The sequence below is a fragment of the Ruegeria sp. AK4 genome (genome assembly GCF_056541025.1).
In genome coordinates, this window is record NZ_JBQFXS010000011.1 from 75314 (window position 1) to 100044 (window position 24731).

General features: G+C 62.8%; 27 protein-coding genes. 14 read left to right on the top strand and 13 right to left on the bottom strand.

Annotated elements, in window-relative coordinates; translation table 11 throughout:
* Positions 1 to 14: 14 nt before the first annotated feature.
* Both ACR0EZ_RS17935 and ACR0EZ_RS17940 read left to right on the top strand, forming a co-directional pair.
* Positions 15 to 521, top strand: a complete 507-nt coding sequence (locus ACR0EZ_RS17935) for a DUF721 domain-containing protein (RefSeq protein ID WP_480615668.1) — start codon at positions 15 to 17, stop codon at positions 519 to 521.
* A gap of 13 nt (positions 522 to 534) precedes the next feature.
* Positions 535 to 1197, top strand: a complete 663-nt coding sequence (locus tag ACR0EZ_RS17940) for a DsbA family protein (protein ID WP_480615670.1) — start codon at positions 535 to 537, stop codon at positions 1195 to 1197.
* A 31-nt stretch (positions 1198 to 1228) separates the two neighbouring features.
* On the opposite strand, the gene lpxK is transcribed toward ACR0EZ_RS17940, so the two are convergent.
* The 5 genes from lpxK to ACR0EZ_RS17965 all read right to left on the bottom strand — a co-directional run bounded on the left by lpxK (position 1229) and on the right by ACR0EZ_RS17965 (position 7258).
* Positions 1229 to 2227, bottom strand: a complete 999-nt coding sequence (gene lpxK, locus ACR0EZ_RS17945) for a tetraacyldisaccharide 4'-kinase (RefSeq protein WP_480615672.1) — start codon at positions 2225 to 2227, stop codon at positions 1229 to 1231.
* Entirely contained in the window at positions 2214 to 3449 is a 1236-nt protein-coding gene (locus tag ACR0EZ_RS17950) for a 3-deoxy-D-manno-octulosonic acid transferase (RefSeq protein WP_480615674.1), read from the bottom strand. Before ACR0EZ_RS17950 ends, lpxK begins: the two co-directional genes overlap by 14 nt.
* The gene (locus ACR0EZ_RS17955; protein WP_480615676.1) at positions 3446 to 4246 is read right to left on the bottom strand and encodes an inositol monophosphatase family protein; all 801 of its coding nucleotides are present in this window, start codon (positions 4244 to 4246) and stop codon (positions 3446 to 3448) included. Before ACR0EZ_RS17955 ends, ACR0EZ_RS17950 begins: the two co-directional genes overlap by 4 nt.
* Entirely contained in the window at positions 4233 to 5579 is a 1347-nt protein-coding gene (locus ACR0EZ_RS17960; protein WP_480615678.1) for a TldD/PmbA family protein, read from the bottom strand. The genes ACR0EZ_RS17955 and ACR0EZ_RS17960 overlap by 14 nt, the downstream gene beginning before the upstream one ends.
* 155 nt (positions 5580 to 5734) lie before the next feature.
* Positions 5735 to 7258, bottom strand: coding sequence for a DUF2125 domain-containing protein (locus tag ACR0EZ_RS17965; RefSeq protein WP_480615680.1), 1524 nt, complete (start codon positions 7256 to 7258; stop codon positions 5735 to 5737).
* Between the two features lie 138 nt (positions 7259 to 7396).
* Here ACR0EZ_RS17965 and ACR0EZ_RS17970 point away from each other — a divergent pair, with 138 nt between their 5' ends.
* From ACR0EZ_RS17970 to ACR0EZ_RS17980, 3 genes are read left to right on the top strand one after another with little or no spacing between them, the layout of a single operon-like run.
* Positions 7397 to 8140, top strand: a complete 744-nt coding sequence (locus tag ACR0EZ_RS17970; protein ID WP_480615682.1) for an SDR family oxidoreductase — start codon at positions 7397 to 7399, stop codon at positions 8138 to 8140.
* On the top strand, positions 8137 to 8745 hold the full coding sequence (locus ACR0EZ_RS17975) for an enoyl-CoA hydratase/isomerase family protein (protein WP_480615684.1): 609 nt from the start codon (positions 8137 to 8139) through the stop codon (positions 8743 to 8745). Before ACR0EZ_RS17970 ends, ACR0EZ_RS17975 begins: the two co-directional genes overlap by 4 nt.
* Positions 8742 to 9479, top strand: coding sequence for a VOC family protein (locus ACR0EZ_RS17980; protein ID WP_480615686.1), 738 nt, complete (start codon positions 8742 to 8744; stop codon positions 9477 to 9479). The genes ACR0EZ_RS17975 and ACR0EZ_RS17980 overlap by 4 nt, the downstream gene beginning before the upstream one ends.
* Here the strand turns inward: ACR0EZ_RS17980 and ACR0EZ_RS17985 are convergent, their stop codons facing one another.
* A complete protein-coding gene (locus ACR0EZ_RS17985) occupies positions 9480 to 9776 on the bottom strand; it encodes an HNH endonuclease (RefSeq protein ID WP_480615688.1) in 297 nt (98 codons plus the stop codon). It lies immediately after the preceding gene.
* A gap of 47 nt (positions 9777 to 9823) precedes the next feature.
* Between ACR0EZ_RS17985 and ACR0EZ_RS17990 the strand changes: the two genes are divergently transcribed.
* Positions 9824 to 11008, top strand: a complete 1185-nt coding sequence (locus ACR0EZ_RS17990; RefSeq protein WP_480615690.1) for a TIGR03862 family flavoprotein — start codon at positions 9824 to 9826, stop codon at positions 11006 to 11008.
* Positions 11009 to 11017: 9 nt separating this feature from the next.
* Here the strand turns inward: ACR0EZ_RS17990 and holA are convergent, their stop codons facing one another.
* From holA to ACR0EZ_RS18010, 4 genes are all read right to left on the bottom strand, one after another.
* Positions 11018 to 12046 (bottom strand): DNA polymerase III subunit delta, encoded by a 1029-nt coding sequence (holA, locus tag ACR0EZ_RS17995; RefSeq protein WP_480615692.1) that lies wholly within the window; start codon positions 12044 to 12046, stop codon positions 11018 to 11020.
* Positions 12043 to 12546 carry an LPS assembly lipoprotein LptE gene (gene lptE / locus ACR0EZ_RS18000; RefSeq protein ID WP_480615694.1) on the bottom strand — a complete coding sequence of 168 codons (504 nt, stop codon included), beginning with the start codon at positions 12544 to 12546 and terminating at the stop codon, positions 12043 to 12045. The genes holA and lptE overlap by 4 nt, the downstream gene beginning before the upstream one ends.
* Complete coding sequence (gene leuS, locus ACR0EZ_RS18005) at positions 12533 to 15067, bottom strand: leucine--tRNA ligase (protein WP_480615696.1); 2535 nt, start codon at positions 15065 to 15067, stop codon at positions 12533 to 12535. The genes lptE and leuS overlap by 14 nt, the downstream gene beginning before the upstream one ends.
* 72 nt (positions 15068 to 15139) lie before the next feature.
* Positions 15140 to 15628 carry a DUF3576 domain-containing protein gene (locus ACR0EZ_RS18010; RefSeq protein ID WP_480615698.1) on the bottom strand — a complete coding sequence of 163 codons (489 nt, stop codon included), beginning with the start codon at positions 15626 to 15628 and terminating at the stop codon, positions 15140 to 15142.
* 280 nt (positions 15629 to 15908) lie between these two features.
* On the opposite strand from ACR0EZ_RS18010, the gene ACR0EZ_RS18015 reads away from it, so the two are divergent.
* On the top strand, positions 15909 to 16952 hold the full coding sequence (locus ACR0EZ_RS18015) for a porin (RefSeq protein WP_480615700.1): 1044 nt from the start codon (positions 15909 to 15911) through the stop codon (positions 16950 to 16952).
* A gap of 102 nt (positions 16953 to 17054) precedes the next feature.
* On the top strand, positions 17055 to 17714 hold the full coding sequence (locus tag ACR0EZ_RS18020; protein ID WP_480615702.1) for a YggS family pyridoxal phosphate-dependent enzyme: 660 nt from the start codon (positions 17055 to 17057) through the stop codon (positions 17712 to 17714).
* On the opposite strand, the gene ACR0EZ_RS18025 is transcribed toward ACR0EZ_RS18020, so the two are convergent.
* Positions 17698 to 18198 carry a L,D-transpeptidase family protein gene (locus ACR0EZ_RS18025; protein WP_480615704.1) on the bottom strand — a complete coding sequence of 167 codons (501 nt, stop codon included), beginning with the start codon at positions 18196 to 18198 and terminating at the stop codon, positions 17698 to 17700. The two genes, ACR0EZ_RS18020 and ACR0EZ_RS18025, sit on opposite strands and share 17 nt — an antisense overlap.
* Positions 18195 to 19289, bottom strand: coding sequence for a GTP cyclohydrolase II (gene ribA / locus ACR0EZ_RS18030; RefSeq protein ID WP_480615706.1), 1095 nt, complete (start codon positions 19287 to 19289; stop codon positions 18195 to 18197). The genes ACR0EZ_RS18025 and ribA overlap by 4 nt, the downstream gene beginning before the upstream one ends.
* A gap of 162 nt (positions 19290 to 19451) precedes the next feature.
* On the opposite strand from ribA, the gene ACR0EZ_RS18035 reads away from it, so the two are divergent.
* The 6 genes from ACR0EZ_RS18035 (at position 19452) to ACR0EZ_RS18060 (ending at position 23474) form a co-directional block, all read left to right on the top strand.
* The gene (locus tag ACR0EZ_RS18035; RefSeq protein ID WP_117872957.1) at positions 19452 to 20138 is read left to right on the top strand and encodes a response regulator transcription factor; all 687 of its coding nucleotides are present in this window, start codon (positions 19452 to 19454) and stop codon (positions 20136 to 20138) included.
* Between the two features lie 236 nt (positions 20139 to 20374).
* Positions 20375 to 20767 carry a GFA family protein gene (locus ACR0EZ_RS18040; RefSeq protein ID WP_480615708.1) on the top strand — a complete coding sequence of 131 codons (393 nt, stop codon included), beginning with the start codon at positions 20375 to 20377 and terminating at the stop codon, positions 20765 to 20767.
* A gap of 73 nt (positions 20768 to 20840) precedes the next feature.
* Positions 20841 to 21629, top strand: coding sequence for an exodeoxyribonuclease III (locus ACR0EZ_RS18045; RefSeq protein ID WP_480615710.1), 789 nt, complete (start codon positions 20841 to 20843; stop codon positions 21627 to 21629).
* Between the two features lie 76 nt (positions 21630 to 21705).
* Complete coding sequence (gene trxA, locus ACR0EZ_RS18050) at positions 21706 to 22623, top strand: thioredoxin (protein ID WP_480615712.1); 918 nt, start codon at positions 21706 to 21708, stop codon at positions 22621 to 22623.
* Between the two features lie 27 nt (positions 22624 to 22650).
* Positions 22651 to 23292 (top strand): LON peptidase substrate-binding domain-containing protein, encoded by a 642-nt coding sequence (locus ACR0EZ_RS18055; protein WP_480615714.1) that lies wholly within the window; start codon positions 22651 to 22653, stop codon positions 23290 to 23292.
* The gene (locus ACR0EZ_RS18060; RefSeq protein ID WP_480615716.1) at positions 23289 to 23474 is read left to right on the top strand and encodes a Trm112 family protein; all 186 of its coding nucleotides are present in this window, start codon (positions 23289 to 23291) and stop codon (positions 23472 to 23474) included. The genes ACR0EZ_RS18055 and ACR0EZ_RS18060 overlap by 4 nt, the downstream gene beginning before the upstream one ends.
* Here ACR0EZ_RS18060 and ACR0EZ_RS18065 read toward each other — a convergent pair.
* Entirely contained in the window at positions 23471 to 24697 is a 1227-nt protein-coding gene (locus ACR0EZ_RS18065) for an FAD-dependent monooxygenase (protein ID WP_480615718.1), read from the bottom strand. The two genes, ACR0EZ_RS18060 and ACR0EZ_RS18065, sit on opposite strands and share 4 nt — an antisense overlap.
* Positions 24698 to 24731: the final 34 nt, after the last annotated feature.

Sequence of the window (24731 nt, forward strand, 5' to 3'; positions counted from 1 at the left end):
GAGTTGGAAACCAGATGCAGCGCAGACGTTCTTCGACCCGCGGGTTCAAACGCACCGCGACTTTGCTGAACGACCAGATTCGGCGCGCCGGGGAAACCCGCGGCTTTGCCGTATCGCGCCTGTTGACACATTGGGCCGAGATTGTCGGGCAGGACACCGCCGCCATCGCGCGCCCGGTGAATGTGGGCTATGGCCGGGGCGGCATGGGCGCAACCCTGACGGTACTGACCACCGGGCCGCAGGCCCCGATGCTGGAGATGCAGAAGGATCAGCTGCGCCACAAGGTCAACGCGGTCTACGGCTACAACGCCATCAGCCGCATTCGCATCACCCAGACCGCTCCGACCGGATTTGCCGAGGGGCAGGCCAGTTTCGACCACAAGCCGAAACAAGCAAAACCTGAAATTGCACCCGAAATCGCAGCCGAGGCTGACAATGTGTCGCGCGACGTAAACGACAGTGATTTGCGCGCTGCCCTTGAACGTCTGGGCCGCAACGTTTTATTCAAGCAGAAACGCTGAGAAAGGGCCGAGAATGAGCCGTATTGCAACCGGAATCTGTGCGGCTGTCGCCGTGGCCGCAGGCGGCTACTGGCTGTCGCTGTCGAACTCTACCCCCGCCTATCCGCTGGTCAGCAGCGCCGAGGCGCAGGAGGCTGATCTGGACACCTCGACCATCGTCGAGATGGTGCAGGGGGCCGAGGATGCGCCGGTCGAGATCATCGAATACGCATCCTACACCTGCCCGCATTGCGCGAATTTCCATCAGGGGGCGTATAAGCAGCTCAAGAAGGATTTCATCGACACCGGGAAGGTCAAGTTCATCTACCGCGAGGTGTATTTTGACCGCTACGGCCTGTGGGCCTCGATGATGGCGCGCTGCGGCGGCCCCGAGAAGTTCTTTGGCATTTCCGATCTGATCTATGAAGGCCAGTCCGAATGGACCAAAGCCGGTGGCCCGGCCGAGATCGTGGACGAGCTGCGCAAGATCGGACGTCTTGCCGGGATCGACAATGACCAGCTGGACGCCTGCCTGCAGGACGGCACCCGCGCGCAGACGCTTGTGGCCTGGTATCAGGAAAACGCGGAACGCGACGGGGTGCAGGCGACGCCCTCTTTCGTCGTGAACGGCAAGAAGGTGTCGAACCAGTCCTATGAGGACTTCAAGGCGCTGATCGAAGAAGAACTGGGCAGCTAAGCCCGTTTCCAACGATCCCAGCCGGTCCCTGCTAGGGTGCAGGGGCCGCCTTCAACAGCATGTCTTTGACCTTGTCGGCCTCGTCCACACGCAGACGCACCGGCAGGGTCAGCACCTTGTTGCGAAAGGCAGGCGGCAGGCGCACGGCGTCTTTTTCCGTCGTGACCATCTGCGCACCCAACTGCCGCGCGTCGTTTTCCAATCGTGTCATGAGCGCCTGCGTCAGCGGCTGGTGATCATCCAGCGCTTCGGCCCGCAAAAGCTCGGCCCCTTGCGTGCGCAGGGTCTGAAAGAACTTCTCCGGATGCCCGATCCCGGCAAAGGCCAGAACCCGGGTATCGCCCCAGTCCATTCCGGTTTGCAGCGGCTCCACGGCACCCCGCGCGTGCGGCACCGTCAGTTTGGCGCTCCAGTGGTCGGCAAACACCGTTTGAGCCGGGGCGTCACCCAGCGACAGGACCAGATCGGCGCGCTGCAGCCCGGCGTCGACCGGTTCGCGCAAGGGACCCGCAGGCAGGCACAGCCCGTTGCCAAAACCGCGCTGGGCATCCACCACGATGATCGAAAAGTCCTTGGCGACCGAGGGGTTTTGGAACCCGTCATCCAACAGGATCGCGGTTGCCCCGTCAGCGGCAGCGGCGCGTGCACCGGCGGCGCGGTCCTTGGCGACCCAGACCGGGGCGAACATCGCAAGCAGCAGCGGTTCGTCGCCGACCTGATCCGCCGTATGTTTGGCCGGATCGACCCGCACCGGGCCGTCCAGCGAGCCGCCATGGCCGCGGCTGACGACATGGGGCGCGTGTCCGCCGCTGCTGAGCTGTTCAATTGCCCAGATCACGGTCGGGGTCTTCCCGGTCCCGCCCGCGTTCAGATTGCCGACGCAGATCACCGGAACGCCGGGCCGGATACCCGGATCAGACGCCACCCGCCGGGCCGTGGCCGAGGCATAGAGCCTGCCCAGCGGGGCCAGAAGCCGCGCGCGCAGGTCCAGCAGGTCCGGGGCGGTGTTCCAGAACTCAGGCGCCCGCATCTTGTGCACTCCGTTGGTCCAGCGTTTCCTGCACCATATCGATCAGCAGATCCGCTTGCGGCGCGCCTTCGGTAATCATCTGCCACCCGGCCAGCGCCATATCCGCCGCCCGGTCCGGGGCCAGAAGCGCTTCGACCGCATCGCCCAGTTCGGTGGCGGTTCGCACCTCCTGCGCCGCATCGACCTGTTTCAGGCGATCGTACATCTCCTGATACCGATGCACAAAAGGGCCGTGGATGATGGCCGAACCCAGCGCGATGGCCTCGAGCGGATCGTGCCCGCCCGCGCCGCGCTCCAGAGAGCTGGCCATGAAACTGACCGACGACACCCGGTGCCACAGGCCCAGATCTTCGGGTTCCGAGGACAGGATGACCTGCGTAGTATCCTCGATCGGCGTGCCGTCGTCCCAGTTGGCGCAGCGCAGGTCCATCGCCTCGAGCCGGCGGTGCAATGGCGCGGCCTCGCCGGTATCGGCGACATGCAGGATCAGCGCCAGACGGGGCAGAACCCGCAGGGCCTGACGGTGGGCGCTGAGGACCGAGATGAACTCTTTGTCGATCACCCCGGCGGCCAGCCAGACCGGGCGTCCGGCAAAAGCGTGAGTGATTTCGATCAGTTCGTCCTCGGGCCAGGATCGGGGGATCGGGCTGATCTGCAGCGGCGGGGCCTCGGCCACTTTGGTCGAGGTGACGCCAAGCCGCCGGATCTGGCGCGCTGCTTCTGCTGTTGGCGCAAGGATGGTCTGGAAACAGTCGAACGTGCATCTGGCGATAACGGGCAGCCAGCGTACGCCCAGCGGGACCGTGATGTCCGGCTGTGCCTCGGTCAGGACCATCGGAATGTCGTGTTCATCGGCGCGGGTGATCAGATTCGGCATCAGGCCACCGCCAACCCAAAGCGCCATGTCGGGCCGCCAATGATCCAGAAAGCCGCGTGTGGTTCGTGCGTTGTCAACCGGCAGGGCGACCAGCGGATAGGCGCTGCCTGTCCAGCGGTTCAGATTGGCCTCCGGCGGCGCGGTCAGTAGAACCGAAATCCCCGGGCGGGTTTGCTGCAGGCGCTGGCAGAAATCGCACACCGCGCGCAGCCGGTCCTGCGCGGCGACATGCACCCACAGCACTTCGCCCTCGGGGCGCGGCAGATCGTAGTGCCCGGCGGCGTTCGGCCCGTTCCAGGACAGAATCCGGTAGGCCGCAAGGCTCAGAGAGCGCGGCTTGCTCATGCCCCGATCCCGGGGCCGTTCGGGTCGAGCTGCGCGAATATCTGCGCGTGCAGGCCAGCGCCCATGCCAATCACGCCGTTCAGACGCGGATGGGCATTGTTGAACCGCAGCGGCTGGCCGGTTCTGTCGGTGCATATGCCCCCTGCTTCGCGAATTATCAGATCACCGGCTGCGATGTCCCATTCCCAACTGGGCCGCAGCGTCAGCATCCCGTCGAACCGTCCCTGCGCCACCAGCGCCATGCGATAGGCCAGCGAGGGGCGGTAGGCGCGTTTGAAGCCCGGTGCCTGCCCCTGATGCCAATGATGCGGATCAAGGTTGGGCCGTGCCGCCAGTACTTCCGCTTGTGCCAAAACAGCCTCGTCCGAGGCCTGCAGAGGCTGTCCGTTCAGTGTCGCCCCCTGACCCTCGGCGGCGGCATAAAGCAGGTCGCGCAGGGGCAGGTACACAACGGCGGCAGTCACCTCGCCCTTTTCGGCCACCGCCAGCGAATGCGCCCATGTGCGGGACCCTTCGGCAAAGCTGCGGGTGCCGTCGATCGGGTCGATCACAAACACATGGTCGCGGGTCAGGCGGTCGGCAGTGTCCTCGGTCTCTTCGCTCAGCCAGCCATAACCGGGCCGGGCTGCGGGCAGCCGCTGTTCCAGCATCGCGTTGACGGCCAGATCGGCCTCGGTCACCGGACCGGCCCCGCCGGGCTTGTCCCAGCGCTGCGCCTGCGCGCCGGAATACCGGGTTGCGATCTTGCCCGATTCCAGCGCGGCTTCGATCAGCAGGGGCAGGTCAGTTGCCGGCAAGTGTCATCCCTTCGATCAGCACCGACGGCACGACGCGCGACAGGTAGGTCCGCGCGTCATTGGCCGGGATGATCCGTTTCAGCATGTCGCGCAGATTGCCCGCGATGGTGCATTCGTTGACCGGATAGGCGATCTGCCCGTTTTCGACCCAGAAACCTGATGCGCCACGGGAATAATCGCCGGTATTTGGGTTGATCGTCGATCCGATCATCGACGTCACCAGCAGCCCAGTGCCCATATCGCGCAGCAGGTCGGCCCGGCTGTGCGTGCCTTGCGTCAGGCTCAGGTTCCAGTTGCTGGGCGAGGGCGGGCCGGACACCCCGCGCGTGGCATTGCCGGTCGAGGTCATTTTCAGCTTGCGGGCGCTGGACAAATCCAACGTCCAGCCGGTCAGCACTCCGTTTTCGACAATCGCGCGGCGACGGGTCGGCAGCCCCTCGGCATCGAAAGGGCGAGAGCCCGAGATGCGCAGGCGGTGGGGGTCTTCGATCAGCGACAGGTGCTTGGGCAGAACCTGTTCGCCCAGACTGTCCTTCAACCAGGACGCCCCGCGTGCGATGGCCGCGCCGTTGCCGGCGGCCAGCAGATGCCCGATCAGCGAAGATGAGATGCGTTCGTCAAACAGAACCGGGAAGCTGCCGGTGGCGGGCTGGCGCGCGCCAACCTGTTCCACGGCACGTTCACCTGCAGTGCGCCCGATCTGGTCAGGCGCGCGCAGGTCGGACTGAAAGGTCCGGCTGTCGCCGTCATAATCCCGCTCCATCCCGGTGCCTTCGCCCGAGATCGCAACGCAGGAGGTCGAGCGGCTGCTGCGCTCGTACCCGCCGGAAAAGCCATTGGTTGCGGCCAGATGGACCCGGTGCGTGCCATAGCCGGCGGCGGCGTCCGAGACCTGCGACACGCCCTCAACCGCCAGCGCTGCGGCCTCGGCGGCCAGCGCATCCCGCATCAGCGCCTCGGCGGTGGGTTCGGGGGTCGGGTCGAACATCTCGAGCGCCTGCATGTCCCAGTTCCTGGCCAGCTGGTCGCTTGCAGCCAGCCCGGTGAACGGGTCCTCGGGCGCCTCACCGGCCATCGCAACGGCACGTTCCGCCATCGCGGTCAGCGTTTCCGGGCGGCTGTCCGAGCTTGAGACGATGGCCTGCCGTTTTCCCAGAAACACGCGCAACCCCAGATCGGTGCCTTCGGACCGTTCCGCATGCTCCAGCGTGCCGCCGCGCACCTCGACCGAGACCGAAGACCCGTCGATGACAATCGCATCAGCCGCTTCGGCCCCCGCCTTGCGGGCTGCGTCCAGCAGGTTGTGGCTGATCTCTTCTGGTGTTCGGGTCATGTCGCCTCCGGAATGATTGCACAGGACGTAGCCCCGGACCGCCCGCCCCGCAAGACCTGTGAACCGATTGAAGTATGAACAAATCCTGTGGAAACCCGGGCCCCGGGTGCAGGCAGGAAGAAGGCCGCGTGATTACGGCCTTCTTCCGGGGCGCATTATTTGATGCGCTGGCCGTTGGCCAGAATCTGGCCGTCTTCGGTGAACTCGATAGTCGAATTCAGCGTATCGGGCTGATCGCCCGGAACCGCCATCATGCCCATCATCATCCGGGCCCCCAGCGCGTCACTCTCGCCGATCACGCCCATGCCGATCAGCGTGTCGATCAGCGCGTTCGCACCCGAAAGCTGCAGGTTCGCCACGCCCGAAGGCGCGGGCATCCCGCCGTATTCCTGAGTGTTCGAGTTGTCAAAGGTGAAATCCCCGTCTCCGGTCAGTTTCGCCCCGACCAGCGACACCAGCAATTCGTTGATTTTCAGCGAATGCAGTTCACCGGGCGCCTCGTCCGAGGTTTCCAGCTGGGTCGCGGTTTCGGGGTCGAAGATGTTCATCAGAACCTTCGCCGTACCGGTGGCGTCCAGCGCAATGGTCGCCGGATCGCGCGGCAGGGCACCGGCGGGGTCGAAGATGCTCCACAACACATCGGACATGGTGAAATCGGTCAGGTTGACGCCAAAGCCAAAGGGCTGAATCTCTTCCGATTGCTTGACCGGGAATTCGAATTTCAGACCGGCGCTGTCCATCGCGATCTCGATGGGAAAGGGCAGATCGGCGGTGGTCACGGCCAGCTTGGTGCTGTTTTGTTCGATAACATAGGCAAGGCGCTCGGCGTCGATGCTGGCGGCGAAACGCCCGCCATCCGACGAGCTGCCCATCGAAAAGGCCTCACCCTCGCTGACGCCGCTGATATCCGTGGCACCCGAAGCATAGGTGAAATTGCCCGAGAAGGAAAAGCCGGCCTCGTAAAGCGCCTTGGGGTCGGACAGGTCGATCCCGACCGGGATAATGTTGTCGCCGTCGAAGGACAGCTCTTTCAACACCCCGTCGATCAGGCCGCTATCGCCGCTTTCAGGCTCTTTGAAGCGCAGGGTATAGGCCATGTCACCGGCTTTGAACGTCTGCGCGATGTTCCGGGTTTCACCGATGCGCATGCGAGAGCTTCCGGCCAGATCGCTCATGCTGACGCTGACGCCAAGCGCGTCTTCGGGCATGTCCTCGCCTTCGACCTTGAGCGAATCCAGCACGATCCCCAGCGTGGCGGCGGTGTAGTCATAGGTCATGTCGTCGGGCGCGCCCGACACCACCATGTCCAACTGATCGTGGGAATAGACGATATCGACCGAAAAGGCCTTACCCTCGGCATCGCCGGACGCGGTCATCGGAAATCTGTTGGGCAGGCCGATGCTAACAGTGCCATCGCCGTTTTCCGTCAGCTCCATCGCGGGCACGGTGACGGTGAACTGCCCGTCCTCTTCCGGCATGTCCAGCGTAACGGTCATGTCCGAAATGGTGATCACATCGCCCGACACGCTCTGATCGCCGGTAACGCTGTAGCCCATCGACTCGAAATAGGTCTGCCAGTCGGACCAGACGTCATCCGCGGTCAGATCGGCCAGCGCGCCTTGGGTGGCGACCGCATAGGCCAGGGCTGCGCCACAACCGCGGCGTAGAAAAACAGACATAGGATACCCTTCGTTATCAATTTTGCGCGCATCGTCGGGTCTGGGGCTGCCATCGTCAAGGGGCAAGGGGTAGACCGCTTCCCCGTTTCCGCGCTACCCCTGCAGAAAGTTCACGGCGCAATGAAAGAGGAGCGGCACATGCAGGGGAAAACGGTACTTATTACAGGCGCCAGCCGGGGCATCGGGGCCGAGGCAGGGCGCGTTTTTGCCGCAGCCGGCGCCAATGTCGCGCTGGTGGCGCGCAGCCGCGACCAGATCGAGGCGCTGGCGGCGGCGCTGGGTGAAAATGCCATCGCGCTGGCCTGCGACGTCAGCGATTTCGCGCAGGTCGAACAGGCGGTGGCCGATTGCGTCGCGCGCTTTGGCGGTCTGGATGTGCTGATCGGCAATGCCGGGGTGATCGAGCCGATCTTTCATCTTTCGAACGCCGATGTCGCCAACTGGAGCCAGGCGATCGACATCAACCTCAAGGGCGTGTTCTACGGCATGCGCGCGGCCCTTCCGGTCATGCGCGCAGCGGGTGGCGGAACGGTGCTGACGGTTTCGTCGGGCGCGGCCTCGAACCCGGTTGAGGCATGGAGCCACTATTGCGCGTCAAAGGCCGGGGCGAAAATGCTGACCGAATGCCTGCATCTGGAAGAGGGCCATAACGGCATCCGCGCCATGGGCCTGTCCCCCGGCACCGTCGCGACCGACATGCAGCGGGTCATCAAGGCCAGTGGTATCAATCCGGTCAGCCAGCTGGACTGGGATGTGCACATTCCGGCAGACTGGCCTGCACGGGCGTTGCTATGGATGTGCTCGGGCGATGCGGATGAGTTTCTGGGCACGGAAATCTCGCTTAGGCAGGAGGACGTTCGCGCAAGGATTGGCCTGACGTGATCGAACTGGTGCAAGAGGACGGTCTGTGGACCGTGACGATCAACAACCCCGGCAAGGCCAACGCGCTGACCGGGGCGATGCTGACCGAACTGGCCGAGATTGCCGAAGCCGCAACCGAAGCTCGGGCGCTGATCCTGACCGGGGCGGGCAAGGTGTTCAGCGCCGGCGCCGATCTGGAGGAGGCGCGGGCGGGGCTTGCAACCTCGGACGTGTGGGAGCGGCTGTCCGGTGCGATTGCCGCGTTGCCCTGCCTGACCGTCGCGGCGTTGAACGGCACGCTGGCGGGCGGGGCGAACGGCATGGCGCTGGCCTGCGATCTGCGTATTGCCGTGCCATCGGCCAAGTTCTTCTACCCGGTCATGAAGCTGGGCTTTCTGCCGCAACCCTCTGATCCCAAACGCATGTCTGCGCTGATCGGACCGGCCCGAACCCGGCTGATCCTGATGGCCGGACAAAAGATCACCGCGCAGGAGGCCTATCGCTTTGGCCTCGTGGACCGCGTGGTCGAACCCGAGGACCTGATGCAGACGGCCCGCGATCTGGTCGCTGACAGTCTGGGCGCGGACCCGAAGATTGCCGCAGGCATTGCAAGGCTCTGCGGATGAGGCTGTCAGCCCTGCGCCTGCGTGTGGCCGACCCCGACCGGCTGGCCGCCTTCTACCGCGATGCGCTGGGCATGTCGGTGCGCGCCGAGGGGTCGAACCGTCGCGTTGGCTATAAGGGTCAGGATGCCGATCTGCTGCTGATGCCCGGTGGCGGCGGCTATGCCCATGACCGGGGCCAGCGCTACTGGAAGATCGGCTTGACCCTGCCAGATGTCGATCTGGCCGCCGCGTCGCTGCACCAGCAGGGCGTCACCGTCAGCACGCCGAACCAGTTTCTGGATATCGGCTATATGTGTCACCTGAGCGACCCCGAAGGGTTTGTCATCGAACTGCTTCAGCACGATTTCGAAGGCAACCGCCCAGACAACGCGGCGAACCCCGAGGCCCCGTTTGCCCAGGCGCGGATCGGTCAGATCACGTTGCGGACCGGGGATATCGCTGCCGAGGATGCGTTCTGTCGCGCACAGGGCATGCGGCTTCTGTCCGTGCAGGATGTGGCCCCGTATGGGTTCGACCTGCATTTCTATGCCTTCACCGAAGATGCGCCGCCAGACCCCGATCTCTGGTCGGTGGCAAACCGCGAATGGCTGTGGAAACGCCCCTATACAACGCTGGAATTCCAGCATGTCAACGGAGCCAGTTTTGCCCTGGTCCCCGACTATAAAGGGATCGAGGTTGAGGGGCTGGGAGGCCCTCTGACAGATCCCTTTGGCGACCCGGTCCTGCCCGGCTGATCACCGCCCCCGCCGCTTGCCCGGCACTTTCGAACGGAAACCGGGCGGGCGTTTGCGGACCCAGCCAAGGAATTTCTCAAGCCGGGGATGGGCGCGCAGGGCCTCGACCGTGTTGAAGTTGCGGGCCAGTTCCGCCTCGGTCAGGGTGGCGTGGACTTCTTTGTGGCAGATCTGGTGCAGCAGGACGGTCGGTCCGCCCTTGCCTCCTTTGAGTTTTGGGATCAGATGATGCAGGCTGCCCGACCCGTCGGGGATCGGGCGGTCGCAAAGCGGGCAGATCGGATCGCTGGTCTTCATGGTGTATGAAATTTGCGCCAACAGGCGGCCAAGGCAAGAGGGTGAAAATGGCGCAGGCAGTGGTGATCGGGGCAGGGCCAGCGGGTTTGATGGCCGCTGAACAGCTTGCCGCCGCCGGTCATGCGGTGATTGTGGCCGAGGCCAAACCCTCGGTCGCGCGCAAGTTTCTGATGGCGGGGAAGTCGGGGCTGAACCTGACCAGGGACGAGCCGTTCGAGACGCTGATCCGGTCCTATGACGAGGCGGCGGAGTGGCTGCAGCCGATGATCGCCGAATTCGATGCCGAGGCCGTTCAGAACTGGGCGCGTGGCTTGGGGCAGGAGTTGTTCACCGGCTCGACAGGCCGGGTGTTTCCGACGGTCATGAAAGCCTCGCCGCTGCTGCGCGCATGGCTTGCGCGGCTGGCGCAGGCGGGGGTCGAGATCAGAACCCGCTGGCGCTGGACCGGGTGGGACGGTGAGGCGCTGGCCTTCGATACGCCGGATGGGCCGCAGAGGCTGAACACAGACGCGACAATCCTTGCGATGGGCGGGGCCAGTTGGGCGCGGTTGGGCTCGGACGGGCAATGGGCCGACGCGCTTGCCGAACAAGGCGTGGCGCTTGCCCCCTTTGCGCCCGCCAATGTCGGGCTGCTGGTCGATTGGTCGGATCACATGACACCCCATTTCGGCGCACCTGTGAAAGGGGCCGCCCTGCAGGCCGGAGCGTTGCGATCACGCGGCGAGGCGGTGATATCTGCGCGCGGGCTTGAGGGTGGCGGTGTCTATGCCATCTGCAAAGCGGTGCGCGCGGGCGCGCCGCTGACGCTCGACCTGATGCCGGACCTTGCGCGCGACGACATTACCGCGCGCCTGAGCAAACCGCGCGGCAAGGCCAGCCTGTCCAATCACCTGCGCAAAGTGCTGAAGCTGGATCCGGCCAAGATGGCCCTGCTGATGGAGTTTGGCCGCCCGATTCCCAACGCGCCGTATGACCTTGCGCGGCTGCTCAAGGCTCTGCCCATTCGCCACAACGGGCTGCGCCCGATGGACGAGGCGATCTCGACCGCAGGCGGTGTGCGGCGCGATGCGGTGAACGATGGCCTGATGTTGACCACCAAACCGGGCGTCTTCTGCGCCGGTGAGATGCTGGATTGGGAGGCCCCGACCGGTGGTTACCTGCTGACCGCCTGCCTTGCGACAGGCCGCTGGGCGGGCCGGTCGGCTGCCAGATGGCTAAAGGCCAACCGCTAGGTCCGAAGATCAGCGCGACCGGGCCAGCATCGCCAGACGGATCATCGCCCGTTCCACCAGCGCCATCGCAGGCGCAGTTTGACCGGCAGACCGCAGCGACAGGTCGGTATCGGTCAGCACCGTCAGCGCGGTCTGCAGCTTGGGCGCGCCCCAGCCCTGCGCCTGCCGCAGAATACGGTCGCGCCGCTTGCCATAGACCGGTGGGCGCAGCTTGCCGATCCCCTGTGCCGCCCCGCCCGGGTCCGACGCGCAGGCATAAAGCGTCCGAAAATGCCGGGTCGCGCCGATGCATAGTGTGACGCCGTTGGTGCCTTGTGCCTGCAGGCGGCGGATCAACGGCCCGATCTCTCCGGCGCGGCCCTCGGCGACGACGTTCAGAACATCGTCCAGCGCGGCCTCAGTCGAGCGCGGGGCGCAGGCCTCGATATCCTCAATGTTCAGTTCCGAAGAATCGCCGCGTTTGTAGAGCGACAGCTTCTCGACCGTCTGCGCGAAATCGCCGGGGCTGAGGCTGGTGGCCAGTTCACTCAGCGCCGACATCGACTCGCGCGGGATGTTCTGCAGCCCGGCCTGGGCCAGCACCCGCTCGACCTCGGCCCGCGAGGGCGGATCGTCGTAGATGCCGACGGCATAGGCGTTGGCATGCGCCTCGAACGCCTTGCGAATCTTCGAACCTGGCTTGAGTTGCCCCGCCGTCACGATGATCTGGGCGTCGCCGGGCACCCAATCTTCCAACGCGGCGAGGATCGATGGTGCGGCGGAATCGGTCGTGTCCTCGACATACACCGCGCGGGGGCCGGGGAAGAATCCCACCGCCTTGACCGCATCCAGCAACAGGGCCGGATCGCCGCGCAGGTCGCTGCCGGGCAGGCGGGTCAGGCGCATTTCCTCTTCAGCACCGGCCCCAAGAAGGGCGGCCAAGACTTGCTGGCGTTTCAGCGCGACGCGCATGGCATCCGCGCCATAGATCAGCAGACCGGTTTTGCCCGCATCCGGCTTTGCGAAATACCCATCCGCCTCGCGCGGGCTCAGCTTCATGCGGTCAGGCCCGGCGTGGCGTAAAGGCGGTTCATGATCTGGCTCGACAGAATCACCATCAGCCGTTCCTTGGCGTCCCGCTCATCCGCCAGGGTGGAGACCGTGGACCCGGCGGCCGAATAGCCGACAAAGTCGGATACGGTGCCCGATGCCACGATCTGGCCGGTTTCGTTAGATCGCAACGAATATTGCGCCTGTCCGTCGATGGAATAGCGGTTGGTTTCGTTTGTCGTCGTGATCGCGGCGGCCCGGATTCGGGTCGAGACCTTAACGTCCAGCTTGTACGCGCCGCCTGAAGCCGCGCTGCGGCCCAGTTGCTGTTCCAGATTCTGCACCAGAAGATAGCTGTCGACCGTGTTGGGGGCCGATACAGCAACCTTGCCGTAAAGCTCTGACCCCGATCCGCCCGGGGCGTAGACGGGTTGGAACCCGCAGGCGGCCCCCAAGAAACAGGCTGCCAGCGGCATCAACAGCAGGGTTCTGCGATCAAACGACGACATTCACGATCCGGCCCGGGACTACGATCACTTTCTTCGGCGCTGACCCATCCAGCGCCTTTTGCACAGCTTCGGTGCTGAGCGCGATTTTTTCAACCTCGTCCTTGGCCATGTCCTTGGCCACGCTGATTTCCGCACGGCGCTTGCCGTTGATCTGGATCGGCAGGGTGACGGTGTCATCGACCAGCATCGCCTCATCCGCGATGGGCCAGGGGGCGGTGGCGACCAGCCCCTCGCCGCCCAGCAATTGCCAGAGCTCCTCGGACAGGTGCGGGGTCATGGGGGACATCAATTGCGCCAGCGTTTTGGCGGCCTCGCGTTTGGCAGCCGAGCCCGCCTTGGATTTCGCCAGCGTGTTGGTAAAGGCATAAAGCTTGGCAATGGATGCGTTGAAGCCAAAGGACTCGACGCCACCCGAAACATCGTGAATCGCCTTGTGCATCTCGCGCAGCAGGGTTTCATCCTCAGTATTGGCCGGGTTGTCCGACTCAGCGACTTCCGAGGCGATGCGGTGCACACGGCTGAGATGCTTGAACGCGGCCTCGGCCCCGGAAGCGGTCCATTCCACATCCCGCTCGGGCGGCGAATCGGACAGCACAAACCAGCGCGCGGTGTCTGCGCCAAAGGCCGAGATGATGCTGACCGGATCGACAACGTTCTTCTTGGATTTCGACATTTTGGCCGAGGGGATGACCTCGACCTCGGTGCCGTCAGCCAGTTTGCCGTCGGTCACGTCCTCGGGCAGGTGATAGACCGGGCGGCCATTGGCGTCGCGGGTCTGGTAAATCTCATGTGTCACCATGCCTTGGGTGAACAGCGCATCGAAGGGCTCGATGGCTTTTTTGGGCAGATGGCCGGTGATGTTCATCGCGCGCGCGAAGAAGCGGGAATAGAGCAGGTGCAGAATCGCATGCTCGATACCGCCGATATACTGGTCCACGTTCATCCAGTACTCGGCCTCGGCCAGATCGGTGGGGGTTTCGGCGCGCGGCGCGGTGAAGCGGGCGAAATACCACGACGAATCGACGAAAGTGTCCATCGTGTCGGTCTCGCGCTTGGCAGGGGCACCGCATTTCGGGCATTCGCAATCGCGCCATGTGGGGTGACGGTCCAGCGGGTTGCCCGGTTTGTCAAAACTGACATCATCGGGCAGGCGGACCGGCAGGTTTTCTTTCTTCTCGGGCACCACACCGCAGCTTTCGCAATGCACGACGGGAATCGGGCAGCCCCAATAGCGCTGGCGGCTCAGGCCCCAGTCGCGCAAGCGGTATTTGGTGACGCCTTCGCCCCAACCGGCCTTTTCGGCGAAATCGACGGTGGCATTGATCGCCTCGTCGCCGGTGGCCTCGGTCAGGCCGGCGAAATGGTTCACCCAGCGGACTTTCTCGGTCTTCGGCGGAACAAACGCGATCTTGTCGACCGGCGCGCCATCCTCAAGCGCGAAGAAGGTATCGACCACGGGCAGGCCGTATTTACGGCAGAAATCGAGGTCGCGCTGGTCATGTGCCGGGCAGGCAAAGATCGCGCCGGTGCCGTAATCCATCAGGATGAAGTTGGCGATCCAGACCGGCAGTTCCCAATTCGGGTCCAGCGGGTGACTCACGCGGATACCGGTGTCATAGCCCAGCTTTTCGGCGGTTTCGATGGCCTCTTCCGTGGTGCCGCCCTTGCGGCATTCGGCAACAAATTCAGCGGCTTCCGGGTTCTCGGCCTCAAGCTGCTTGGCAATCGGATGATCCGGCGAGATGCCAACGAAAGACGCGCCCAGCAGCGTATCGGGCCGTGTGGTATAGACGGTGATCGGCTCACCCCCATCCGTGCGTTCAAAGCCAAATTGCAGGCCGCGCGATTTGCCGATCCAGTTTTCCTGCATCAGGCGCACCTTGGCGGGCCAGTTGTCCAGCGTGTCCAGCGCGTCGAGCAGTTCCTCGGAATAATCGCTAATCTTAAAGAACCATTGCGTCAACTCACGACGCTCGACCAATGCGCCCGAGCGCCAGCCGCGCCCGTTTTCGACCTGTTCGTTGGCCAGAACGGTCATATCAACCGGGTCCCAGTTCACCACGGCGTTCTTGCGGTAAACCAGCCCGGCCTGGAGCATATCCAGGAACAGAGCCTGCTGCTGGCCGTAATATTCCGGGTCGCAGGTGGCAAACTCCCGCGACCAGTCGATCGACAGGCCCAGAGGCTTCATCTGCCCGCGCATGTCGGCGATATTGCCATAGGTCCAGTCTTTCGGATGTCCGCCGATGGCCATCGCGGCGTTTTCGGCAGGCATCCCGAAGGCATCCCACCCCATCGGGTGCAATACGTTATGGCCGGTCGCCAGCTTGTGCCGCGCGATCACGTCGCCCATCGTATAGTTGCGCACATGCCCCATATGGATCCGCCCCGACGGGTAGGGGAACATCTCAAGCACGTAGTATTTCGGCTTGTCCGCCTTGTGGTTGGCGGTGAAGATTCCGGCCTTGTCCCAGGCCTCTTGCCATTTTGCTTCGATTTCGGTGGCCGAGTAGCGCGACATCGTGCGGTCCTTCGTGAATGAAAACGCCGGGTGGGAACCCGGCGTGGTCTTAGTGCGATTTTTGTCGGGTTGCTAGAACTTACTGTCTGCAATGCGTAGCTGGCGTGCCCGCGACAGGATGGCGTCCTCGACCGCGCGGGTGGTCGCGGCGCTGACCGGGGCACCGCCGCCGGACTGCAGCGCGACCGACAAAGACCGCGCCGCAAGGGCCGGATCGCTGATATGCACGGTTGCCCGGTACGACCGGCCACCGCCCGGAGGTGTCCCGTAACCCGTTACAATCACACCGGTAAACGGATCGACCTCTTGCACAGGCAGGAAATTCAGCACATCCAGCGATGCCGCCCAAAGGTACCGGTTCACATTTGTCGTCTGTTCCGCATTGCTGCGGTCGAACACATCCCAGATGGTCGAGCGGTTCGGATCGTTCAGTTCCTGTTCGTCCGTATTGCCGCCGGTGATCAGGTTGGGATTATAAGCCGACGGAGAGGTGCGATTCTGCCCGCATGCCGAGACTGCCGCGGTCAGCACGATCAAACCTAGAATCTTCGGCATGCGCATAATCTGTCAGTCCTGTTTCGCTGTTTGTGCGTGGTTCGAGTGATACTCCTAGACAAGGACCCATGGCGCAACAACCCTATTCTTAGGAAATATACGCTTCTCAACCGGATAACGGGGCGAAAAAGGACTGTGGCATCCTTGCACCAATTTGATCTCAATGAGGCCAATGGACTTATGCCAAGCTTGCGTGAAGGGGGCAAAAAGAGCGAAACGGTGTCCGTGCTGAGACATGTGCAGAGGCATGTGTCGAGTAGAAAATTTTGAAACCGAGGGAAACAAGATGAAAAAAGTTCTCTTCGCAACGACGGCGCTGATGGCGACCGCTAGCGTTGCAGCAGCTGAAGTGAAATTCAGCGGTTACGGCCGTTTTGGTCTGGGTTACGCAGAAGACCGTTCCGGTGACGTGGTCGTCCTGACCACCTCAACAACCGCAGCTGGTGGTACAACAATCACCACTGCTGGCACCACTGGCCCTGTTGACACTGACGACACCATCCTGGTCTCGCGCTTCCGTCTGAACATCGACGGCATCGTTGAAACCGACGGTGGCGTACGCTTCGAAGGTCGTGTTCGTCTGCAGGCTGACGAAGACAGCGGCAACGGCGAAGCCAACGAAGCTGGCCTCAACGGCGCACGCTTCTCGGTCATCTTCGGCGGCCTGCGTGTTGACGCAGGCAACGTTGCAGGTGCCTTCGACAACCTGGCAAACTACTACGGTAACGAAGTTGGTCTGGAACTGTTCGCCGGTCAGTACTCGGGCGTTGACTATGACTTCCTGGCCTACTCGTCGACCGGTTCAGGTGCGAACGCTGTGTTCTTCCAGTACGCAGTTGGCGATTTCGCCTTCGGCGCATCCTATGACCAGCAAACAATCGTTGCCGGCGTAGGCGGCAGCGTTGAAGACGCTGACCGTTGGGACATCAGCGCGACTTACACCTTCAACAACATCACTGCAGCCGTTGCATACGGTGAAACCAGCGGTGCTGGCTCGGTTAGCTCGCAGAGCCTGGCCGTTCTGACCCTGGGTGCAGAATTCGGCGACTTCTCGGGTACTCTGTTCGTTGCAGACGACGACGTTGTCAACGACACCTTCAACGGTACTGCATACGGTCTGTCGGCTGCCTACAACCTGGGCGCTGCAACCACCCTGCTGTTCACCTACGGTGACGGTTCGGCTGACGGCGACCTTCAGCAGATCGCTGTTGGTGCCATCTACGACCTGGGTGGCGGTGCATCGCTGCGTGGCGGTATTGGCCGCAACGACTGCGACATCTGCTCGAGCGACCAGATCGTTGCTGACTTCGGTGCTCAGTTCAACTTCTAAGTTGGTCTGAACCACAAAGTTCAGGGGCGGGTCTTCGGACCCGCCCTTTTCTTTTGCGCCAACATGGTGTTTTCCTGCGCGTAAGACAGATTGAGGACCGCCATGTCGCTGCAAGACATCTCTGCCCGCATTACAAATGCCGAAGCCAGCGCCGGGCGGGGGCCCGGTTCAGTCAAGCTGATAGCCGTGTCCAAGGTGCAGCCCAACGACCGGGTGCAAGCGGTTCTGGAACAGGGGCATCGCTGTTTCGGCGAGAACCGGGTTCAGGAAGCGGCCGGTAAGTGGCCCGCCTTCAAAGAGCAGTTCGAGGGCATCGATCTGCATCTGATCGGCCCGCTCCAGACCAACAAAGCCCGGCAGGCGATGGAGCTGTGTGACGCGATCCACTCGGTCGACCGGCCAAAACTGGCCAAAACTCTGGCCCGTCTGGCGCAGGAAATCGGCGCTTGCCCGGATCTGTTCATTCAGGTCAACACCGGGGAAGAGGAGCAGAAGGCCGGGGTTCTGCCCTCGGACGCGGATGCGTTCATTGCCGAATGCCAGGGCCTTGATCTGCCGGTTCGCGGTCTGATGTGCATCCCTCCGATCGAGGAAGAACCGTCGCTGCATTTTGCGCTGCTGGCCAAAATTGCTGCGCGCAACGGGCTGGATGGCCTGTCGATGGGGATGAGCAGCGATTTTGAACAGGCCATCGCGTTGGGCGCCACCCATGTCCGGGTCGGGTCTGCGATTTTCGGCGAGCGGGTCAAACCGCAGGAATGATCAGGCGCGTGCCGGGCGCAATCCGGCCTGCGATCCAGCGCAGATGATCGCGCCTGAATGCCACGCAGCCCTCGGTCGGATACCCCGGACGCCGCCATTGGTGCAAAAATATCGCCGATCCCATGCCGGGCACCGCATTTGGCCAGTTCCAGTCGGTGATCACCACCAGATCATAAAGCGGGTCCGCCCGGCGCAGCTTTTCATGGCTGAACGAATAGGGCGCGCGCACCAACTGGTTGTAGTCCTCGTCGGACATATCGTCCGACCATAGGTCCGATGGCCCGATGGGTCTTGCCCAGCGCACGGGCGCGGCGATCCGGTCTGGCCGGTACAGCATTCCGACAATGCGATGCACCCCTGTTGGGGTTGCCCCGTCGCCTTCGCGTTTGGAATTGCTCAACCCGCCTTTCCCGATTGCGCAGGGAAACATCCGGCCCCAAAACCGCACCCCTTGGGGGGTCAGAACCAGATCGTCCGGCGTCACAGTAAATGCCCGGATTTGGCAGCTTTCGTCGCCAGATAACCACGATTATGGGCGGTTTCCCCAACTTTCAGCGGGACGCGTTCGGTCACTGCGATACCCGTGCGTTCCATCATCGCGATCTTGGCAGGGTTGTTGGTCAGCAACCGGACCGAGGTAAAGCCCAGTGATTTCAGGATGTCCGAGCCCAGGCGGAAGTCCCGCTCGTCATCCTCGAACCCCAGCCGGTGGTTGGCCTCAACCGTGTCAAACCCCTGGTCCTGCAGGAAATACGCGCGCATCTTGTTTGCCAGCCCGATGCCGCGCCCCTCTTGGTTCAGATACAGCAGCACACCGGCGCCCTCAGAGCCCATCTGCGCCAGCGCGCCGCGCAATTGCGGGCCGCAATCGCATTTCAGACTGCCCATCAGGTCGCCGGTGAAACAGGCGGAATGCAGCCGCGCCAGAACCGGCTTGTCGCGGTCGGGGCGGCCGATCTCGACCGCGTAATGTTCCTCGCCGCCATCCTCGGGGCGGAAAACGTGCAGGCGTCCGGCCTCGGACACCTCCATCGGCAGCCGGGCGGCGACCACCGAGTGCAATGCACTGCGCGCCGCCAGATGCGGTGCGGCGCGGGTGTGATCGATGCAGGTCAGCCCGTGCGCCGGCGCAAAGGAGCGACCATCTTCGACCGGCACCACAACCACCGCAGGCAGAAGCCGCGCGGATTTGGTCAGCGCGATGGCCAGCCGGTGCAGATTGGCACTGCCCTGCCGGTCCGTCATCAGCGGGCCCTTCATCGGGGTGTTCAGATCGTCCGAAGGGTCGGCCACGGCCTGCACCCAGCCGATATCCGCATCCGCCGGGATCAGCACCCGCGCCAGATCGCCATCATAGGCGCGCGCTTTCAGCGTTTCCGCCCGCCGCCCGGTGATCGCAACCACCGGATCGCCGCCCAGCCCCCGCAGATCGGCCAGCCGCTGCGCCCCCAGCGTTTCGGTCGCAGTCGCAAGCACGCTGACCCCGCTGTCATCGGTCAGGACCACCGGAACCCCCATGCGCAGATCCGCGCGGGCGCGTGCCAGCAGCTCGGTTATGTCGGGGATGAGACTCATCTGTGTTACCCTATAACGTTCACCGCCTCTGGTACTGCTTTCGAATAGAAATGTGAAACATTTCCTCCGCGTCCGACACGAAGGCGTGAGGCGGTTGCAGCAAATCTTGCTGATTGCATATTCCACGCGCAAGTGATGGAAAAGGCTTAGGAGGACCGGGAAATGGCTCAGCTCAAGAAAATCCTGCTGGTGGATGACGACGAAGACCTGCGCGAAGCGCTCAGCGAACAGCTTGTTATGACCGAGGATTTCGATGTGTTCGAAGCATCAGACGGTCAATCCGCGATGGAACGCGCGCGCGAGGCGATTTACGATCTGGTTATTCTCGACGTGGGCCTGCCCGACACAGACGGGCGCGAGCTGTGCCGCCTGATGCGCAAACAAGGCGTCAAAAGCCCGATCCTGATGCTGACCGGCCATGACAGCGACGCCGACACGATTTTGGGCCTGGATGCGGGCGCGAATGATTATGTCTCGAAGCCGTTCAAGTTCCCGGTGCTTCTGGCCCGTATCCGTGCACAACTGCGTCAGCATGAACAATCCGAGGATGCGGTCTTTGTCCTTGGCCCCTACACGTTCAAACCCGCGATGAAGATGCTGATCACCGAAGAGGATCGCAAGATACGTCTGACCGAGAAAGAGACCAACATCCTCAAGTTCCTGTACCGCTCGACCGACGGCGTGGTCGCCCGCGATGTGCTGCTGCACGAGGTCTGGGGCTACAACGCCGGTGTCACGACCCACACGCTGGAAACCCATATCTACCGTCTGCGGCAGAAGATCGAGCCCGATCCGTCCAATGCGCGCCTTTTGGTCACAGAATCCGGCGGATATCGCCTTGTCTCTTGATCAACGGTAGATTGACGTGGATCAAAGTGATACTCTGTAAACAAGTTTAGTTTACACCCATCCCGCGCATGTCCGGGTTATGACATGCACCTCCCTGTTGGACTGCCGGGCCTTATGGCCCGGCTTTTTTTGTGCAGTTTCGGTGCCTTTTGGGTCCCCGCACCGGGATGAACAGCGTTGCGATTCCTCAAATGTTCATGTAATGTTCTGCATAGCTTTAGTTGGGAGGTATTCTGGTGATTCAGGGAAGTTGCTTTTGCGGGGCCGTCGAATTTCAGTTGGCCCGTGAACCGTCCGTTATGGGCACATGTCATTGCTCGCGCTGCCGAAAAGCCGGGGCCAGCACGATTGTATTCGTCAAGAAAGAAGACCTGACCTGGGTTAAGGGTAAGGAAAATGTCGCCTTTTACCGACCGGGCCCGCCTTACAAATATGGCAGATGTTTCTGCAAAACCTGCGGTACGTCTTTGGGTGAGATTCTGTCAGAGGAAGACAGTTTCCCGATTGCCGCAAATGCGCTGGACACAACGCTAAGCCTCAAGGTGCAATTCCACGAGTTTGTGTCCGAGAAACCGGATTGGTACGAGATTTGCGATGACGCACCCCAGTCCGAAGGGCATCCCACATAGCCCGGATTTTTCCGATGGCACCTGAACCGGCACCACGCTAGGGTGCGCCAACCGCGACAGAGGAACATTTTCCATGCCCTTCACCCTTGCCACCTGGAACATCAACTCGGTCCGTCTGCGCGAACCTATCGTGCTGAAATTGCTGCAGGAAGAAGCGCCCGATGTGTTGTGTCTGCAGGAATGCAAGTCTCCGGTCGAGAAAATCCCGACCGAGGGGTTCGCGGCGCTGGGTTACACCCACATGATCGCGCGGGGGCAAAAGGGGTATAACGGCGTCGCCATCCTGTCGCGCCTGCCGATGGAAGAGGTCGGTGACAAGGATTTCGCCGGTCTGGGCCATGCGCGCCATATTGCGGGTCGTTTGGAAAACGGCGTGACGATCCACAATTTCTATGTGCCTGCGGGCGGCGATATCCCGGATCGCGAAAAGAACGAGAAATTCGGCCAGAAACTGGATTACCTGACCGATATGCGCGACTGGTTCCATGCCGAGAAACCGGAAAAATCTATCCTCGTCGGCGACCTGAACATCGCCCCGCGTGAAGATGATGTCTGGTCGCACAAGCAGTTGCTCAAAGTGGTCTCGCACACACCGATCGAGGTCGAAACACTGGCCGAAACACAGGATGCGGGCGGTTGGATCGATATCACACGCAAGGATATCCCCGAGGGTCGGTTGTATAGTTGGTGGTCCTACCGCGCGCGCGACTGGGACGCCGCCGACAAAGGGCGGCGCTTGGATCACGTCTGGGCCACGCCCGATATCTCGAACGCCGGTCATTCCAGCCGCATCCTGCGCGATGCGCGCGGGTGGGAGAAACCCAGCGATCACGCTCCGGTCTTTGCAACATTCGACCTGTGATTGTGCAACTCTGCACTTGGTTTCTGTCCCGCTCGGTTGCATATAGGGCGCAAATTCGAACGAAAGAGTGATTGCCATGGACCTTCTGAACCCCGCAGCCGGACCTGAGACCACCGATCTGATCAAGGACGGGTCCGAGGCCACCTTTATGGCCGACGTTATCGAGGCATCGCAGGACACGCCGGTGATCGTCGATTTCTGGGCCCCCTGGTGCGGCCCGTGCAAAACGCTTGGCCCGCAACTGGAAGAGGCTGTAGCCGCCGCAAAAGGTGCGGTGAAGATGGTCAAGATCAATGTGGATGAGGCGCAGATGATCGCCTCGCAAATGCGCATCCAATCAATCCCGACCGTCTATGCCTTCTTCAAGGGCCAGCCGGTGGATGGGTTTCAGGGCGCTTTGCCGGGGTCCGAGGTCAAGGCTTTTGTCGACCGTGTGATCGAAGCCGGGGGCGGCGAAAGCCCCGGTGGCCAGTTGGATGACGCCGTGCAGGCCGCCGAGGAAATGCTGGCGGAAGGGGCGGCGGTGGATGCGGCGCAGACCTTCTCGGCCATTCTGGGCGAAGACCCGAACCACGCAGCCGCCTATGGCGGGCTGGTCCGTGCGCATATCGCGGCGGGGGATCTGGATCAGGCCGAGGCGATCCTGAACGGCGCACCCGCCGAAATTTCAGATGCGCCTGAACTCGAGGCCGCCCATGCGCAGCTTGAACTGGCGAAACAGGCCGCTGATGCCGGTCCCGTGGCCGATCTGACCGCGGCGGTCGAAGCGGATGCCGACAACCATCAGGCGCGGTTCGATCTGGCGCAGGCGCTGCACGCCAATGGCGATGTGGAAGAGGCCGTGGCGCAATTGCTGGAACTGTTCCGGCGGGATCGCGAATGGAATGACGGTGCCGCCAAGGCGCAGCTGTTCACGATCTTCGACGCGCTCAAGCCCAACGATCCGATTGTTCTGAATGGGCGGCGCAAGCTCAGCTCGATGATATTTGCCTAATTTCTGATCAGAGCTACACTCGGATACATGATGCATCCCGCTGACCTGCCGGATACGGTATCCGTTTTTCCATTGCCCGGGGCGCTGCTGCTGCCCCGTTCGCGCTTGCCGCTGCATATCTTCGAGCCGCGCTACCTGCAGATGCTGGATGACGCGCTCAGGACCAAAGAGCGGCTGATCGGCATGGTCCAGCCCAACCCCTCGATCAGCGATGACAGCAAATTGCACCAGATCGGTTGCGCCGGTCGCGTGACCCAGTTTTCCGAAACCGAAGACGGTCGCTATCTGATCACCCTGACCGGTGTGTCGCGGTTCCGTATCCGGGCCGAGCCGGATGCCTTCACCCCCTATCGCCGCTGCGAAGTTGCGTGGGACGGGTTCGACCGCGATCTGGGCAAGGCCGAGAAGGACGACAATTTCAACCGCACCCGGTTTCTGACCTTGCTGGAACGTTTCTTTTCCTCGCGCCACCTGTCCACGGATTGGGATTCGCTGAAGGATGCCGATGACGAATTGCTGGTCAACTCGCTGTCGATGCTGCTGGATTTCGACCCCGAGGACAAACAGGCCCTGCTCGAGGCTCCGTGCCTGCGCACACGGCGCGAGACCCTGGTGACACTGATCGAGTTTGCACTGCGCGGCGGCTCAAATGAGGAAACACTGCAATGAGCACCCCCGAACACGCCTTTGACCGCCACATGCTCGAGGCGCTGATCTGCCCGCAGACCCACACCACCCTGCATTACGATGCTGACAAACAGGAACTGGTGTCCAAAGCCGCCGGTCTGGCCTTTCCGATCCGCAACGGGATTCCGGTGATGCTGGTGGATGAGGCGCGCGAGTTGGATTAGATTGAGCGGCCTTGCAGCAGTTTCGGCAGGTCTCCGGTCAGCCCGGCGGCCTCGCGCACGAAACCGCGGCGCAGGCCGGGCAGTGATCCGACGATGCCCATGCCGATATCCCGGCCCATCCGCAATAGCGGATTGTCGTTGGAAAACAGCCTGTTGAACACATCTGTCGCCATTGCCAGCGAAGCGGTGTCGAACCGCCGCCATTCCTGATAGCGCTCCAGCACCAGCACGGATCCGATGTCCTCGCCGCGCCGTCCGGCGAGGGTCAGAACCTCGGCCAGCGCGCCCACATCGCGCAGACCCGCGTTCAGACCCTGGCCTGCAATGGGGTGCATGCCGTGGGCCGCGTCGCCGACCAGCGCGAGGTGATCCGCGACGAAGGAATTGGCGATGGTCAGGTTCAGCGGATAGGTGAATCGATCGCCCTGCAAGCGGATCTCGCCCAGAAAATCGCCGAAGCGGGGGCGCAGGACCTGTAGATAGTCGGCCTCGGACATGGCATTGATGCGGTGCGCGGTCTCGGTGCGTTCGCTCCAGACAATGGAACTGCGGTTGCCGGTCAGTGGCAGGATGGCCAGGGGGCCCGGCGGCATGAAGAACTGATGCGCGATGCCGTGATGGGGCAGGTCATGCTCGATGGCGCAAACCAGCGCGGTCTGGCCGTAATCCCAGCCGGTCCGTTTGATCCCCGCCCGCGCGGCAGTGCCGCTGCGGCGTCCGTCACAGCCGACCACCAAGTGGCCCGAAACGGTTGACCCGTCATCAAGGGTCAGCGACACGCCCGCCACATCGATCTGTTGTGAAACAACCGTCTTGCCGCTGATCTGGGTGATGCGCTTTTCCTCGCCCATCGCGTCCAGAAAGGCGCGGCGCAGGTGGCGATCCTCAACCATGTAACCCATCGGGCCTTCTTCGATTTCCGCATGGTCGAAATGCATGAAAAACGGCGACGGGCCCGCGCCCGCATGGCCGTCGGTTACCTTGATCTCCAGCATCGGCTGGGCGTGGTCGGCGACGCGGTCCCACACACCAATCGCATCCAGCAGCCGTTGCGAGGCCAGCGCCAGCGCGTAAGCCCGCCCGTCAAAGGCGGCATTCTTGCGCACTTTCCCGGTCAGAGAATCGATCACGGTGACGGAATGCCCCGTTTGCGCCAATGCCAGAGCCAGTGCCGGGCCGTTCAGGCCGCCGCCAACGATCAGGATATCCGAAGCCGTGTTCATGCCCGCACTATGCGCGCCCTTTCGGGATTGTCCA